The following is a 14,990-nucleotide window of genomic DNA, read 5'->3' on the forward strand; positions in this document are numbered from 1 at the left end:
CCGAAGCCGTGCGAACGGTTGTGCTTTAACAAAGTTTCTGCAACACTCGTCGGTTTGCTCACGCCTGTGCAAGCATTCATGTTTTTGCAAAAGATTTCCCGGGCTTCACTGCCAAAACTCGGAAGGCCCGGCTTATCGCGTGGGCACGCTAGTTAGGATAGCATGCGAAGATCAAACTTCAGAAGTTTTTAAAACTTCTGAAGTTTACTTACTAAAAGTTCCAATTTTTTTTTAATTTTTTCAAGCTATTGGAGGGTAGCCCCTAAAATACGTTGTCACTGTCGAGGCTAATCTAAAGGCAAGTCTGCTTACAGCTATCTGCCAATTATTAGCAAGTAATAAGCTAACTTGCACCCTGACAAACTAAATGAACCAGTAAACTAATTCAACTAAAATGGCATCTATATTCACTAAAATAGTAAACGGCGAAATTCCATCGCACAAAGTTGCGGAGACGGAAGATTTTTTAGCCTTTTTAGATATAAACCCTTTGAAAATTGGACACGTATTGGTCATCCCTAAAAAGGAGGTAGATTATATTTTCGATTTGGATGACGAAACCTACGCCGGTTTAATGATTTTTGCCAAGGTAGTTGCCGGGGCTATTAAAAAAGCAATCCCATGTGCGCGGGTGGGTGTAGCTGTTGTAGGTTTAGAAGTTCCGCATACGCACGTGCATTTAATCCCAATTGATAATATTACCGATATGGACTTTAGCAACCCTAAGCTTAAACTCTCTGAAAAAGAGTTGAGCGAGGTAGCATTGCGGATTTTAAACGCGTTCTAAAAAATCTTAGCCATTATTTGCGCGCTTGCGCCCGTATGGGCTGCCACATATTCTTTCGCAATCGCGCCGGCTTTAGCTCGGTCTTCTTTATCATTAACCAAGACATTAAAAACTTGGTTTAGTTCATTTTGTGTTTTAACAGAAAAGCCACCCCCAAAAGCAATTAAATCTTTTGCTTCCTGAAATTTTTGGTAGTTTGGCCCAAACACAACCGGCAAACCCCAGGCGGCGGCTTCCAAAGTGTTGTGGATACCCACGCCAAAGCCTCCGCCAATATAGGCCAGTTCACCATAACTGTACAGCGATGATAACATCCCAATATTATCGATAACTAAGTAGCGGTAGTTGGCCAAAGGCATTTCCTGGTCCATACTTGTTGCAGAGTAACGTAGCGCTTTTTCTCCCAGCAGTTTTTGCAAGCCAGTAATTTTTTCCTCGCCAATCTCGTGCGGGGCAAAAATTATTTTCCAATCTTTTGGCAACAGTTCAGCGTAATTATGAATCAAAGCTTCATCAGCCGGCCAAGTGCTTCCTGCAACAATCAGCTTACTGCCAGCTTTAAAAGCCTCAACTAGCGGAAAATCTTTTCTGCTCTTGGCCAGGTCCAGCACGCTATCAAAACGGGTATCGCCACAAACTGTAGCGTTATTAAAACCTATGCTGGCAAGCAGTTGTGCGGATTCTTTGTTCTGCACAAAAAAATGCTGCACAAAACCCAAAATTCGGCGGTTAAAAGCTCCGTACCATTTAAAGAAAATTTGGTTAGGCCTAAAAATCGCCGAGCTTACGTAAACCGGCACCCCTCTATCGGCGCAAGCCTTATAAAAATTAAACCAATACTCGTACTTGTTAAAAATGACCAGTTCTGGCGTAAAAATATCCAAAAAGCGCTGAGCATTGGCAGGTGTATCCAATGGCAGATAAAGAATATAATCGCCCAGATTGCTGTTTTTGCGCACTTCGTATCCCGAAGGGGAGAAGAAAGTGATAATAATTTCTTTTTCAGGATGTTGTTTGCGGATAGCCTGTAAAAGTGGCTTCCCCTGCTCAAATTCGCCTAAAGAAGCAAAGTGTAACCACGCCCGTTTTTTGTTTGCAGTAGGTTTAAAACGGCTTTCCCAATTTTTTCGTCCCTGTATCCAAAACTTAGCTTTTTGGTTAAAAAAAGAGGCTAAATAAAGCAGCACATAATAAAATCTGATTGCAAGGCTGTAAAAAATAGGCATTTAAGTGCTGAATTATTAACTTCGCCAAGTTTAAAAAAATTTGAATTAATACTCAACCTAAATATGAAGATAGCAGTAATTGGGACAGGTTACGTGGGCTTGGTAACAGGCACCTGTTTGGCCGAGACCGGCAACGACGTCATTTGCGTAGACATTGTTGAAGAGAAAGTAAACAAGATGAAAAACGGCGAACTGCCCATTTACGAGCCGGGCTTGGACGTGCTGTTTGACCGTAATATTGAGCAGAACCGTTTAAAATTCACCACCAACCTTGCCGAAGCCATTGAAGATGCGCAGATCATCTTCCTAGCCTTGCCTACGCCCCCGGGCGGCGACGGCCGGGCCGATTTAAGCTACGTGCTTGGCGCGGCCAAAGATATTGCCAGTTTGGTAAAAGATTATAAAGTGGTGGTTACCAAATCTACGGTTCCGGTGGGCACGGCAGATAAGGTAAAAGCCGTGTTCAAAGAAAATACCCTGGTAGAAGTTGATGTGGTATCTAATCCTGAATTTTTACGAGAAGGCGTTGCCGTTGACGATTTTATGAAGCCCGACCGTGTGGTGGTGGGCACCCGCAGCGAGAATGCGAAAAAACTGATGGAGGAGCTGTACGCGCCTTACGTGCGTTCCGGCAATCCGATTATTTTTATGGACGAGCGTTCCTCGGAACTGACGAAATACGCGGCCAACTCGTTCTTGGCAACCAAAATCACATTTATGAACGAGGTGGCCAACCTTTGCGAGCTGGTAGGTGCAGATGTGGACATGGTGCGCAAAGGCGTGGGATCGGATGACCGTATCGGGAAGCGTTTCTTGTTCCCGGGCATCGGTTACGGCGGCAGCTGTTTCCCTAAGGATGTGCAGGCGCTGGCGCTTTCTTCCGAAGAATACAATTACGATTTCCGGATTTTGAAAGCGGTGATGGACGTAAACCAGAGCCAGAAGCTGAAAATCGTAGAAAAAATGATGAATTACTACAAAGGCGACGTAAAAGGCAAAAAATTCGCGCTTTGGGGGCTGGCATTTAAGCCCGAAACCGATGATATCCGTGAAGCGCCCGCCTTATATATTATAGACGAGCTTATCAAAGCCGGCGCAGAGATTGTGGCTTACGACCCAGAGGGGATGGAGAATGTGCGCAAACTTAAAGGCGATGCCCTGGCTTTCGCCGATAACCAATACCAAGCTTTAGAAGGCGCGGACGCGCTCATCATTGCTACAGAATGGCAGGTTTTCCGCAACCCGGATTTTAAACAGATGGAAGAAAAGCTGAAAGCAAAAGTAGTTTTTGACGGCCGCAACCTTTATGATCTGCACCGGATGATTGACCTGGGTTTTTATTACAACAGCATAGGCAGGGCAGAGGTTAACACAAAACAAGCGTAAAAAATGCAGAAAAGAGTACTCATTACCGGCGCTGCCGGCTTTTTAGGGTCGCACCTGTGCGATAGGTTTATCAAAGAAGGCTGCCATGTGATCGGCATGGACAACCTGATTACCGGCGACTTGGCCAATATCGAACACCTGTTTAAGCTGGAGAACTTTGAGTTTTACAACCACGACGTTTCCAAATTTGTGCACGTACCGGGACAGCTGGATTATATCCTGCACTTTGCTTCGCCGGCAAGCCCTATCGATTACCTTAAAATTCCGATACAGACTTTAAAAGTAGGTTCTTTGGGTATCCACAACCTGCTAGGTTTGGCGCGCGCAAAAAAATCTAGGCTCATCATTGCTTCAACCTCCGAAGTTTACGGCGACCCCGCGGTGAACCCGCAGCCCGAAGAATATTGGGGAAACGTGAACCCCGTGGGGCCGCGAGGCGTGTACGATGAGGCTAAACGCTTTCAGGAAGCTATGACCATGGCTTATCATACGTTCCACGGACTGGAAACCCGCATTGTGCGCATCTTCAACACTTACGGACCCCGTATGCGCCTCAACGACGGCCGTGTTTTGCCGGCATTTATAGGCCAGGCTTTGCGCGGCGAAGATTTAACGGTTTTCGGCGACGGATCGCAGACCCGCTCTTTCTGTTATGTGGACGACTTGGTAGAAGGTATTTACAGGCTTCTGCTGTCGGATTATGCACAGCCGGTGAACATCGGTAACCCGGATGAAATTACCATAGGCCAGTTTGCCGAGGAAATCATCAAACTGACGGGCACTAACCAAAAAGTGGTTTATAAGCCGCTTCCGCAGGATGACCCTAAACAGCGCCGCCCGGATATTACCAAAGCGAAAGAGATTTTGGGCTGGGAACCAAAGGTTAACCGCGCAGAAGGTTTAAAGATTACCTACGAATATTTTAAGACGCTTAGCAAAGAACAGCTGGACAAAATAGAACATAAAGACTTTAAAAATTACAACAGATAATATGGGTAAAAAGATTTTAGTGACCGGAGGTACAGGTTTTATTGGCTCGCATACCGTTGTTGAGCTCTACAACGCCGGTTACACACCGGTAATTGTGGACAACCTTTCAAACTCATCCATCAAAATATTAGATCAGATAGAAAAAATCATCGGCTATAAGCCAGAATTTCATGAGTTTGATTTATGTGATGAGCGGAAAACAGCGGCTTTTCTTGAGGCTAACCCAGACATTACCGGGATTATCCACTTCGCGGCATTTAAAGCCGTGGGCGAATCGGTTGAAAAACCCCTGGAATACTACCGCAATAACTTCTTTTCGCTAATTAACTTGTTAACGCCTTATAAAGGTAAAAACATCAATTTTGTGTTTTCATCTAGCTGTACGGTTTACGGCCAGCCCGATGTTTTGCCTGTTACAGAGGAAGCGCCTGTAAAAAAAGCCGAATCGCCGTACGGCAACACCAAACAAATTGCCGAAGAAATTTTGAGCGAAACCGCCACGGTGAACAGCAATTATAAAATTGTAGCGCTTAGGTATTTTAACCCGGTTGGTGCGCACGAAAGCGCTTTAATTGGCGAATTGCCTATTGGCGTTCCTCAAAACCTAATTCCTTTTGTTACGCAAACCGCCATTGGTAAACGGGAGAAAATCACCGTTTTTGGCGACGATTACAACACGCCAGACGGTAGTTGCATTAGAGACTACATTCACGTGGTAGATTTGGCCAAAGCACACGTTGCCGCAATTAAACGTATGGAAGAAGGTAAATCTGCCGATAATTACGAAGTGTTTAACATTGGCACCGGCAAAGGCACAACTGTTTTGGAGATTATCAAAGCTTTTGAAAGCTCCACTGGCGAAAAACTGAATTATGTGATTGGCCCGCGCCGTGCCGGAGACATCGAGAAAGTTTATGGCGATGTCAGCAAATCGACTCGCGAATTAGGCTGGAAAGCAGAACTTAACGTAGATGACATGATGAAGTCTGCTTGGGAGTGGGAGAAATATATACAGAAGAATCCTTTTTAAATTTAGATATGAGAGAGGAGATGTGAGATTTGAGAACTTTTATAGTTTATAACAAGTTTGCAAATCGTCTCATATCTCACATCTCAATACTCAAATCTCATAAAATGAAAATCCTTATCACCGGCGGAGCCGGATTTATAGGTTCGCACGTTGTTAGACGGTTTGTGAACACTTATCCAAACTACCAAATTGTGAATTTGGATAAACTGACTTATGCAGGCAATTTAGAAAACCTGCGCGATGTTGAAAATGCAGCCAATTACAAGTTTGTAAAAGGGGATATTGTAGATGCCGATTTTATCCAGAACTTATTTGCAGAAGAAAATTTTGACGGCGTAATCCATTTAGCGGCAGAGTCGCATGTGGATAGGTCAATCTCGAACCCCATTGAGTTTGTGATGACCAACGTTGTTGGAACGGTAAATTTGTTAAATGCTGCCAAAACAGCGTGGAAAGGCAATTACGATAAAAAGCGCTTTTACCACGTTTCTACAGACGAAGTTTATGGCACTTTAGGCGAGGGAACAGAAATGTTTACGGAAGAAACTTCTTACGATCCGCATTCGCCATACTCGGCCTCAAAAGCAAGTTCAGATCATTTTGTGCGTGCTTATCATGATACTTACGGTATGGATTGCGTGATTTCCAATTGCTCTAACAATTATGGCTCGTACCATTTTCCAGAGAAACTGATTCCGCTTTCTATCCATAACATCAAACAAAATAAAGCCATTCCTATTTACGGAAAAGGCGAAAATATTAGAGATTGGCTGTGGGTAGAAGACCACGCACGCGCTATAGACGTCATTTATCACCAAGCAAAAACCGGTACTACCTATAATATTGGTGGACATAACGAATGGACTAACATTGATTTGATCCGTACACTTTGCAAGCTGATGGATAAAAAGTTAGGCCGCGAAGAAGGGACATCGGAAAAATTGATTACCTACGTTACAGACCGTGCCGGGCACGATTTACGCTATGCAATTGATGCTACCAAACTAAAAAACGATTTAGGCTGGGAGCCAAGTTTGCAATTTGAGGAAGGTTTAGAGAAAACCGTAGATTGGTATTTGGCTAATGAAGCCTGGCTAAACAACGTTACCTCTGGCAACTACCAACACTACTACGAAGAGCAGTACCAAAACAGATAATGTTCGGGTTTTTTAAAAAAAAGCGAATACCGGAATTTGATTTTTCAGCACTTGGCGTGGATATGCATTCGCATATCCTGCCCGGTATTGATGACGGCGCACCCACCGTTAAAGAATCAATCTTATTGATTAAGCGTCTCCAGAAACTCGGGTTCCAAAAGCTGATTGCTACGCCACATATTATGGCAGACTATTACCGCAATACGCCCGATACCATTAATCGCGCTTTAGATCTGTTGCGAGAAGAGCTGTTAAAGCAAAAAATTGACATCCCAGTAGAAGCGGCCGCCGAGTATTACTTGGACGAAACCTTCGAGAATAAGATCAACGCAGGTAACCTGATGACCATGGGGAAAGATTATATTTTGTTTGAGCTGTCGTACATCAACTATCCCAACAACATTAAAGACATTATCCAAAAACTAAATGATAAGGGTTTAAAGCCAATTTTAGCTCATCCCGAAAGGTATCCTTACCTATACGGTTCCATCGAAAATTTTTATAAGATAAAAGAGTATGGTTGCTACTTTCAGCTCAATACCATTTCTTTAACAGGTTATTATGGCAAAGCCACACAAAAAATAGCCGAAGATTTGGTAGAAAATATGATGATAGACTTTATCGGCTCGGATATGCACCATTTAAAACATGCCGATGCGTTAGAAAAAAGCCTATTTGTACCCGCTTTAGCCCAGCTTTTGGATGATGGCGCCTTACAAAACAAATTGTTGTGTTAATTTTGCGACATGCGCATTTCTGTAATTACCGCTACCTATAATTCGCAGGCTTTTTTAAAAACGGCCCTAGATAGCTTTATTGCGCAATCTTATATCAATAAAGAACTGGTAATTGTTGATGGGAAAAGTACAGACGATACTTTAGAAATTCTAGCTTCTAAACATCAACACATCAACACCATCGTTTCCGAGCCTGATAAAGGGATTTATGATGCTTTGAATAAAGGTATTCAGCTGGCTACCGGCGATGTTATCGGCATTTTGCATTCGGATGATTTTTTTGCTGATGAAAACGTGTTGGCCGGCGTGAAGCAAAAATTTGATGAAGACGCTAAATTAGATGCCGTTTATGGCGATTTGCAATACATCAATCGCGAGAACCCAGATAAAATAATAAGAAACTGGATTTCCGGCGAGTACAACATCAACAATTTTAAACGTGGCTGGATGCCGCCGCACCCTGCATTGTTTATTAAAAAGCGTTGTTTTAAAAAATTCGGTCTGTACGATTTAGGCTATAAATCTGCCGCCGATTACGATTTGATTTTACGTTTTTTGTTTAAACACCAAATTGAAGCGGCGTACTTGCCAAAAGTACTTACCAAAATGCGGGTTGGTGGCTTAAGCAACAGAAGTTTTAAAAATCGCTTAAATGCCAATCGCGAAGATCGCATGGCTTTAGAGAAAAACGGGGTTCCCAATCCGCTTTTGGTTTCGGTGTTAAAACCGCTTTCGAAAATTGGACAATTTTGGAACAAAAATTTTTAACTTTACCTTGTGAACTTCGATTTTTCATTCCTTGAAGTTGAGTGGATTTACTACTTGGTGGTCATTGTCGTTTCCAGCATTGTCTCTTTTATCGCTATACCTTCAATTATTTTCGTCGCCCGCGAGCGCCATTTGTTTGACGATATGGAAAGCGGCCGTAAAGATCACGACCACGGTATTCCACGTTTAGGCGGCGTAGCCATTTTTTGTAGCTTTACCATTGTTTCGTTGCTTTTTGCTAAGTACGACGCCATTTTGCCCACCAATATTTTGTTAACCTCCTGCATTATTTTATTTGCCATCGGCTTAAAAGATGATTTAGCAGGCTCGGGACCCAGCACTAAGTTTGTGATGCAGTTTTTAGTGGCTATTATACTTGTTTTGCTGGGCGATGTGCGTTTAACAAGTTTATACGGCGTGTTCAACGTGGCCGAAATCCCGAATTTTATCAGCATTCCGGTATCGGTGCTTATCATCATGTTTGTGGTAAACGCCTTCAATTTAATAGATGGCATAAACGGCTTGGCCGGTACAATTGGGCTGGTGGTTAACCTTACTTTCGCCGTGCTTTTTATCCATATGGGCCAAATAGAAATGGCTTCTTTGGCATTTAGCATGGTGGGCGCCATTATCGGATTTTTGTATTACAACTATACGCCCGCACGCATTTTTATGGGCGATACCGGTAGCTTGTTGGTGGGTTTAATCTCAGTGGTTTTAGCTATCAAATTCATCGAACTCAACAAGTTTACGGATAACGGCATCCGGCCATCTTTTTTCTCGGCTCCCGCCATTGCTGTTTCTGTACTTATTATCCCGCTTTTCGATACGTTCCGCGTGTTTTCCATACGCATCCTCAGAGGAAATTCGCCTTTCAAAGCAGATCGAAACCACATCCATCACCGCATTTTGCGCTTAGGTTTCAGCCATATCCAAACAACTTACGCCCTGGCTTTTACCAATCTGTTGTTTATTTACTTAGCGCTGAACTTGCGTAGTTGGGGCAATTTTGTGCTTATTTTTTTGTTTATGGGCATTTGCGCCCTCATTAATTGGCTAACTACCATTTTGTTGCGCATAAAGGATCGTGGCCATTTTAAAATACATTTTTTGTATAAATGATGTTTGGGCGTTTTAACACGCCATCCATTATATCTTTTTTGCCCAATACTTGGGGGTTTAAAAAAGGGCAAAAAAGGATGCCATTCCTGTCGTTAACGCAAAAAGCTGAGTTTCTTATTTCAGTTCGCCTAGTTTTAACAATCCATACATTAAACCGGTAACGTGTAACGCCTGGGGGATTTGGTTTTTCAGCAACATTTCCTTCACTTCAGCAATGCTGTAAAATTCTATGTCAATATCTTCGTGCTCGTCTAAAGCTTGCTCTTGCACTTTTTTACCTCCGGTGGCCAAAAAGCAATAAGTAACATTGTTTGATGTTGCAGGGTTGGGGTAAATACAGCTTACTTGCTCAAAATCCTTGAACAGATAACCGGTTTCTTCCAGCAGTTCTCTTTTAGCGGCATCAACCGGTTTTTCTCCATCGTCAATTACGCCACCCGGAATTTCTATAGAAACAATATTTGCGCTGTGGCGATACTGTCTTACCATAATCACTTTTTCGTCTTCTGTGATGGCCACTACATTCACCCAGTTTGGGTATTCCAATACATAATATTCAGATGCCACCCTGCCGTCCGGAAGTTCACATTCATCAACCCTCAGAGTCGCCCAAGGCCTTTTAACCAAGTATTCGGAAGCGCAAGTCTTCCATTTAGAAATTGCCATTATTTTTATGTTTTACTAAGCCTAAGCAAATGTTGGTCTTTATTTTAACTAATCGCTACTTTACTCGTATTTCTTGCTCTTTTCCCTGTCCCGTTGATTTCTCAAATTCTTAGCACCGCAAAGACGCGATGGACGCAAAGAGAAGGCTGTTTTCTGAGACGGTGGTTTGAAAATGGGAAGTGTGTCGCAATTGTAAATAGACAATCTCTTTCTCGGATCTCATATCTTACTTCTTATGTCTTTGCTCCTTGATCTTTATTCTTTACTCTCAAGTTTCAGCCACAAAGGCACGAAGCCACGAAGAAAAAAGAGGGTCAGTTTTAAGTAGGCAATGGCTTTCTGAAATCTCAAATCTCACTTCTTATGTCTTTACTCCTTACTCTTTATTCCTTGCTCTTTTCAAATCCAGCCACAAAGACACGAGCCACAAAGAAAAAAGGGTCGATTTTAGGCAGGCAATGGCTTTCTCAAATCTCACTTCTCATGTCTTTATTCCTTGCTCATTATTCTTTACTCACTACTCACCAACTACCAGCTTCCGCTAGCGCCACCGCCTCCAAAGCTTCCGCCTCCAAACCCACCGAAGCCTCCTCCGCCACCGCCAAATCCACCGCCTCCAAATCCGCCACTGCTTCTTCTGCCACTATTTCCCATACCGCTCAGCAAGGACCACCACATAATGTCGGCAGCGCCGCGACTCCCAATCACTTTTCGTCCGCCGCCACCGCCGCCGCGTCTGCCTAACAAACTGATAATTACGATAGCAATTACCACAATTAGCCCCACAGGCAATCCTGTTTTCTTCCCCGATTTTTTCGGGGCCGTGTTTTTGTATTCGCCTTTGGTATAGCTAATAATAGCGTCTGTGCCGGCCTTTAATCCGCTTGCGTAATCGCCTGTTTTATAAAAAGGCTTAATTTCATTTTCGATAATACGCTTAGCAATCGCATCGGGCAAGGCGCCCTCCATCCCGTAGCCGGTTTGGATAGTTACTTTACGGTCGCCAATAGAAGTTAACAACAGTATCCCCGTGTTTTTATCTTTTCCGCCTATTCCCCATGCACGGCCCAACCGGTAGCCGTAATCGTTAATGTCATAACCATCAAGGCTTTTAATCATCACCACCGCTATCTGTATTGATGTAGAATCATCAAAAGCAACCAGTTTTTGCTCTAGCTGGGCAACATCGGCCTGACTTAAAGTGTGGGTATAATCATTAACCAGCGTATTGGGTTTGGCTGGGAAATTTTGTGCAAAACCCGAGAAAGAAAATAGGCTAACACATAAAAGTAAAAAATAGGAAAAAATCTTGCTCATCTTCATCGTTCGTGTAGCTGCGCCAACGCTGGTTTGGGTAAAGGTTGGCTCCGTAAATTTAAGATCTGTTCAAAAAAACTATATCGTCTGGTAGCTCGTTGGTGTCGTTGCTGTTGTACGGGAAATACTTTTTCAACTGTTTGCCGGCTTCAATAATGCCAACACTTATGCCTTCTGTAAGGTGCCCAAGCTTAAATTTTTCGAGCATAGCTTGTTTGGTGCTGTCCCAAAAATTATCGCCCACTAACATATTAATGCCTTTATCACCTATAATGGCAAATTTTTTTGTTTCCGTAGCAACGTAAATCAGCACGCCGTTTTGCAGGCGTGTGCTGTCCATTTTTAAATCGTAAAAGCATTCAACTGCGCGTGCGTAGGCATCTCCACCGCAGCTGGGTTCCACGCAAACCCTAATTTCACCACTGGTCGCTTTCTCGGCCCACTCGATAGATTGCTTAATTACTTCTTGGTCTTTTTCGCTCAACAATTCCATAATACAGTTTTAAAAACGGCAAAAGCCCGGTAAAATTCCGGGCTTTTGAATATTAAAATTCAACCTTAGGAGCTTTATCTGCACCGGCTTCGGCGCTAAAACTTCCTTTCTGTTGGAAACCGAACATTCCCGCAAACAAATTGTTTGGGAAGGTTCTAATTTGCGTGTTATATTCTTGTACGCTCTGGTTAAAATCTCTCCGGGCAACCGCAATCCGGTTTTCTGTGCCCTCTAGCTGTGCTTGTAGCTCTTGGAAGTTGGCGTTTGCTTTCAGTTCTGGATAACGCTCAGATACCACCATCAATCTGCCCAAAGCTTGGCTAACTTCGCCTTGCGCACTTTGGAATTTTTGGATGTTTTCTGGCGTAAGTTTGTTAGGGTCCACCTGTACCGATGTTGCTTTCGCACGCGCCTCAATCACTTGCGTCAACGTTTCTTTTTCAAAATCTGCGGCACCTTTAACCGTATTTACCAAGTTCGGGATTAAATCTGCACGGCGTTGATATTGGTTTTCAACCTCGCCCCAAGAGGCTTTAACTTTCTCGTCTAATTTAATAGCTGCATTATAGCCGCACGAGCTTAGTACGCTCACCGTAAACAGAGCCGCTAGGCCTAAAATAAGTTTTCTCATGTGTTTCATATTCTTTAAAATTAGCAATAGGATTCAAATTTTATACCTTTGTTACATTTTGGGATCAAAACCCAACACGCTTCATGCAAAAAGAAATAGACCTTGTCATCAGCCCAGATCATATCTTCGATCAAAGCTACATCAAAACTGTTATTTTACAACAAGAAAAGCTGAAAGCAGATAGCTTAAGCCATTTTTTTGTGCGCAAAAGGTCCATAGATGCGCGTAGCCGGCAACCTGTATACCGTTTAAAGGTGCTTTTATATATTAATGAAGCGCCTGCGCTGGAAGTTTTTAATCCAATTTATAAAGATGTCCGCCACGCCAAGCCGGTTATTATAGTTGGCGCAGGGCCTGCAGGGCTTTTTGCAGCTTTACGTTTAATAGAATTAGGCTTAAAGCCGATAATTTTGGAGCGCGGAAAAGACGTGAAATCTCGCCGGCGCGATTTGGCAGAAATCAACCGCAACGGAAAATTAAATCCCGAATCCAACTATTGTTTCGGTGAAGGCGGTGCGGGCACCTATTCGGACGGTAAATTATATACCCGTTCGGATAAAAGAGGCGATGTAAACAAAATGCTCCAGATATTGGTGGCACACGGCGCTAACGCAGATATTTTGGTGGATGCACGTCCCCATATCGGCACTAATAAACTGCCTCATATCATCAGCGCCATCCGCGAAAGTATTTTAAACGCCGGTGGCGAGGTACTTTTTGATACTAAATTGCTGGATTTTAAAATTGTTAACGGGAAGTTTAAAACCGCAATTACCAATCGTGGCGATTTTGATGGCGAAGCGCTCATTTTAGCTACGGGGCATTCTGCCCGGGATATTTATTATTTGTTGAGAGAAAAATCACTGTTATTAGAGGCGAAGCCATTTGCTTTGGGTGTCCGCATAGAGCATCCGCAACATATCATTGATGAGATACAATATAAGTGCGCTATCCGACATGAAAATTTACCACCTTCCTATTACAGTCTGGTTACTCAGGTAGGCGCCCGCGGTGTCTTTTCTTTCTGCATGTGTCCAGGAGGCATTATTGCGCCATGCGCTACCGAAGAAGGAGAAATCGTAGTCAATGGATGGAGCCCTTCTAAACGCAACAACCCTTTTGCAAATTCAGGTACGGTGGTGCAAATTAATCTGAGCGATGTGAAGTCTGATGAAGATGATGCTTTCCGGTTGCTCGATTTTCAGACCAATATTGAGCGAAAGGCTTTTTTGGCCGGAGGATCAAGCTTGCAGGCACCAGCGCAGCGCATGGTAGATTTTGTAAATAATCGCATTTCGGCAGATTTGCCCAAAAACTCATATCTGCCTGGATTGCAAAGCGCCAATCTTTATGAAGTGCTTCCTCAGTTTGTGGCACAAAGTTTAAAAAGTGCTTTGCCCGAATTTGGGCGTAAGATGATGTTGCCAAAAGGTAAAACCGGTTATTTTACCAATGAAGCCGTTTTAGTAGGCGTTGAATCCCGCACTTCTTCACCAATCCGGATACCTAGAGATAAAGAATCTTTGCAGCATCCTAATGTATCCAATCTTTTTCCTTGTGCAGAAGGCGCGGGTTATGCCGGTGGCATTATTTCTGCGGCTATCGACGGGCAAGCTTGCGCAGATGCTGTTTGGCGCACCCTACAATAGCACTCGTAACTGGGCCTGTCGTTTTCTAACCTATTTTTTAGGTAAGATAAAATACAAAGCCAAATTTTGGAGTTATGCACCTACTCCCGAAGCGGGAAGTTAGCTTACCATTACAAGGTTTATTGAAATAACGAGCAAATAAAATTTTGAAAGATGAAAAAGACTTTGATTATCGGCGCAACGCCTAATCCCAGCAGGTACGCTTATAAAGCGGCACATAAGTTAGTACAGCACGGCCACGCCATTATAAACGTAGGCGTTAAAAAAGGGGAGGTAGCCAATCATCCAATAGAGAAGCCGGTTAGGGTACATGATGATATTGATACCATTACTCTTTACGTTAATCCTACCAATCAAAAAGATTTATATCAGTATATATTAGATACAAAGCCAAAACGTATCATATTTAATCCAGGAACAGAGAATCACGAGCTGGAAGAACTGGCGAAAAAGCAGAATATTGAAACTTTAGAAGCATGTACGTTAGTGCTCTTGGCTACTGATCAATATTAACTGTGTTTCATGATTTTATGTTTAACGCCTATTTCCGCTAGCTTTAGCGCCAACCCCCCCCGATTTTCTCCTTCCGTGCTAAATTTTTTCTCCCACACATTCAGGCTGTTAAGCAAATGGAAGGCGAAAACCTGAAAATAAAACGCGGTCCTTCTTGCAAAAAGCGGAAAAGAATCGCACCTTTGCACTCCGCAAACGCAAGGTCTGCGGGAGACTGGAAACAGGGCAGGGAAGGCAGAGAGGGGGCGGCCGGAAAAAAAAATAAAAAATAATTTTGGCCGGGAAAAGAAAAAGCTGTATGTTTGCGCCCCGCAACGGCGGGAACACAGAGATAGAAAACAGGCCCTTCCCGGAGGGGGAGCGGCAGTGAAGATAAAAAAGCGCCGCGCGCAGTGATGCGCCGGACGGAAGTTCTTTAAAAAGATATCATGCAGCGCCGGCGGGCGCCCCGAAAAGGGCGCTCCGCCGGGAGGACAGACAGAACAAACAACAGACAGACAGAGATGTCAGGTCTAACT

General features: G+C 43.4%; 15 protein-coding genes. 10 read left to right on the forward strand and 5 right to left on the reverse strand.

All coding sequences use genetic code 11. The features are described from left to right. The first annotated feature begins 394 nt into the window (after positions 1-394). Positions 395-787: an HIT family protein gene (locus tag BCY91_RS08365; protein WP_120181520.1), complete on the forward strand. Its 393-nt coding sequence runs from the start codon at positions 395-397 to the stop codon at positions 785-787. Here the strand turns inward: BCY91_RS08365 and BCY91_RS08370 are convergent. Continuing rightward, the gene (locus BCY91_RS08370) at positions 784-2,013 is read right to left on the reverse strand and encodes a 3-deoxy-D-manno-octulosonic acid transferase (protein WP_120181521.1); all 1,230 of its coding nucleotides are present in this window, start codon (positions 2,011-2,013) and stop codon (positions 784-786) included. The genes BCY91_RS08365 and BCY91_RS08370 overlap by 4 nt on opposite strands. Positions 2,014-2,076: 63 nt before the next feature. Here BCY91_RS08370 and BCY91_RS08375 point away from each other — a divergent pair, with 63 nt between their 5' ends. From BCY91_RS08375 to BCY91_RS08405, 7 genes are all read left to right on the forward strand, one after another. Then, positions 2,077-3,399 carry a UDP-glucose dehydrogenase family protein gene (locus BCY91_RS08375; RefSeq protein ID WP_120181522.1) on the forward strand — a complete coding sequence of 441 codons (1,323 nt, stop codon included), beginning with the start codon at positions 2,077-2,079 and terminating at the stop codon, positions 3,397-3,399. A gap of 3 nt (positions 3,400-3,402) precedes the next feature. Continuing rightward, a complete protein-coding gene (locus BCY91_RS08380; protein WP_120181523.1) occupies positions 3,403-4,389 on the forward strand; it encodes a UDP-glucuronic acid decarboxylase family protein in 987 nt (328 codons plus the stop codon). Between the two features lies 1 nt (position 4,390). Next, complete coding sequence (galE, locus tag BCY91_RS08385; RefSeq protein ID WP_120181524.1) at positions 4,391-5,419, forward strand: UDP-glucose 4-epimerase GalE; 1,029 nt, start codon at positions 4,391-4,393, stop codon at positions 5,417-5,419. A gap of 104 nt (positions 5,420-5,523) precedes the next feature. Next, positions 5,524-6,576 (forward strand): dTDP-glucose 4,6-dehydratase, encoded by a 1,053-nt coding sequence (gene rfbB, locus BCY91_RS08390; protein ID WP_120181525.1) that lies wholly within the window; start codon positions 5,524-5,526, stop codon positions 6,574-6,576. A gap of 62 nt (positions 6,577-6,638) precedes the next feature. After that, on the forward strand, positions 6,639-7,313 hold the full coding sequence (locus tag BCY91_RS08395) for a tyrosine-protein phosphatase (RefSeq protein WP_245989043.1): 675 nt from the start codon (positions 6,639-6,641) through the stop codon (positions 7,311-7,313). Positions 7,314-7,322: 9 nt separating this feature from the next. Further along, positions 7,323-8,081, forward strand: a complete 759-nt coding sequence (locus BCY91_RS08400; RefSeq protein ID WP_120181527.1) for a glycosyltransferase family 2 protein — start codon at positions 7,323-7,325, stop codon at positions 8,079-8,081. Between the two features lie 9 nt (positions 8,082-8,090). After that, positions 8,091-9,203, forward strand: coding sequence for an MraY family glycosyltransferase (locus BCY91_RS08405; protein WP_245989044.1), 1,113 nt, complete (start codon positions 8,091-8,093; stop codon positions 9,201-9,203). A gap of 114 nt (positions 9,204-9,317) precedes the next feature. Here the strand turns inward: BCY91_RS08405 and BCY91_RS08410 are convergent, their stop codons facing one another. The 4 genes from BCY91_RS08410 to BCY91_RS08425 form a co-directional block, all read right to left on the reverse strand. After that, positions 9,318-9,869, reverse strand: a complete 552-nt coding sequence (locus tag BCY91_RS08410) for an NUDIX hydrolase (protein ID WP_182995339.1) — start codon at positions 9,867-9,869, stop codon at positions 9,318-9,320. 528 nt (positions 9,870-10,397) lie between these two features. Then, the gene (locus BCY91_RS08415; protein WP_120181533.1) at positions 10,398-11,186 is read right to left on the reverse strand and encodes a TPM domain-containing protein; all 789 of its coding nucleotides are present in this window, start codon (positions 11,184-11,186) and stop codon (positions 10,398-10,400) included. A 58-nt stretch (positions 11,187-11,244) separates the two neighbouring features. Next, positions 11,245-11,679 (reverse strand): TPM domain-containing protein, encoded by a 435-nt coding sequence (locus BCY91_RS08420; RefSeq protein ID WP_120181529.1) that lies wholly within the window; start codon positions 11,677-11,679, stop codon positions 11,245-11,247. Positions 11,680-11,731: 52 nt separating this feature from the next. Then, positions 11,732-12,310, reverse strand: a complete 579-nt coding sequence (locus tag BCY91_RS08425) for a LemA family protein (protein WP_120181534.1) — start codon at positions 12,308-12,310, stop codon at positions 11,732-11,734. 83 nt (positions 12,311-12,393) lie between these two features. On the opposite strand from BCY91_RS08425, the gene BCY91_RS08430 reads away from it, so the two are divergent. Further along, on the forward strand, positions 12,394-13,959 hold the full coding sequence (locus tag BCY91_RS08430) for an NAD(P)/FAD-dependent oxidoreductase (protein WP_120181530.1): 1,566 nt from the start codon (positions 12,394-12,396) through the stop codon (positions 13,957-13,959). Positions 13,960-14,112: 153 nt separating this feature from the next. Beyond that, on the forward strand, positions 14,113-14,472 hold the full coding sequence (locus tag BCY91_RS08435) for a CoA-binding protein (protein ID WP_120181531.1): 360 nt from the start codon (positions 14,113-14,115) through the stop codon (positions 14,470-14,472). Positions 14,473-14,990: the final 518 nt, after the last annotated feature.

The organism is Pelobium manganitolerans (assembly GCF_003609575.1).
Taxonomy (GTDB): Bacteria; Bacteroidota; Bacteroidia; order Sphingobacteriales; family Sphingobacteriaceae; genus Pseudopedobacter; species Pseudopedobacter manganitolerans.

What these genes read in the sequence shown, in the direction of transcription:
- BCY91_RS08365 (WP_120181520.1), top strand. Translation starts at nt 395, where the DNA reads ATGGCATCTATATTCACTAAAATAGTAAACGGCGAAATTCCATCGCAC.
- BCY91_RS08370 (WP_120181521.1), bottom strand. Translation starts at nt 2,013, where the DNA reads ATGCCTATTTTTTACAGCCTTGCAATCAGATTTTATTATGTGCTGCTT.
- BCY91_RS08375 (WP_120181522.1), top strand. Translation starts at nt 2,077, where the DNA reads ATGAAGATAGCAGTAATTGGGACAGGTTACGTGGGCTTGGTAACAGGC.
- BCY91_RS08380 (WP_120181523.1), top strand. Translation starts at nt 3,403, where the DNA reads ATGCAGAAAAGAGTACTCATTACCGGCGCTGCCGGCTTTTTAGGGTCG.
- galE (WP_120181524.1), top strand. Translation starts at nt 4,391, where the DNA reads ATGGGTAAAAAGATTTTAGTGACCGGAGGTACAGGTTTTATTGGCTCG.
- rfbB (WP_120181525.1), top strand. Translation starts at nt 5,524, where the DNA reads ATGAAAATCCTTATCACCGGCGGAGCCGGATTTATAGGTTCGCACGTT.
- BCY91_RS08395 (WP_245989043.1), top strand. Translation starts at nt 6,639, where the DNA reads ATGCATTCGCATATCCTGCCCGGTATTGATGACGGCGCACCCACCGTT.
- BCY91_RS08400 (WP_120181527.1), top strand. Translation starts at nt 7,323, where the DNA reads ATGCGCATTTCTGTAATTACCGCTACCTATAATTCGCAGGCTTTTTTA.
- BCY91_RS08410 (WP_182995339.1), bottom strand. Translation starts at nt 9,869, where the DNA reads ATGGCAATTTCTAAATGGAAGACTTGCGCTTCCGAATACTTGGTTAAA.
- BCY91_RS08415 (WP_120181533.1), bottom strand. Translation starts at nt 11,186, where the DNA reads ATGAGCAAGATTTTTTCCTATTTTTTACTTTTATGTGTTAGCCTATTT.
- BCY91_RS08420 (WP_120181529.1), bottom strand. Translation starts at nt 11,679, where the DNA reads ATGGAATTGTTGAGCGAAAAAGACCAAGAAGTAATTAAGCAATCTATC.
- BCY91_RS08425 (WP_120181534.1), bottom strand. Translation starts at nt 12,310, where the DNA reads ATGAGAAAACTTATTTTAGGCCTAGCGGCTCTGTTTACGGTGAGCGTA.
- BCY91_RS08430 (WP_120181530.1), top strand. Translation starts at nt 12,394, where the DNA reads ATGCAAAAAGAAATAGACCTTGTCATCAGCCCAGATCATATCTTCGAT.
- BCY91_RS08435 (WP_120181531.1), top strand. Translation starts at nt 14,113, where the DNA reads ATGAAAAAGACTTTGATTATCGGCGCAACGCCTAATCCCAGCAGGTAC.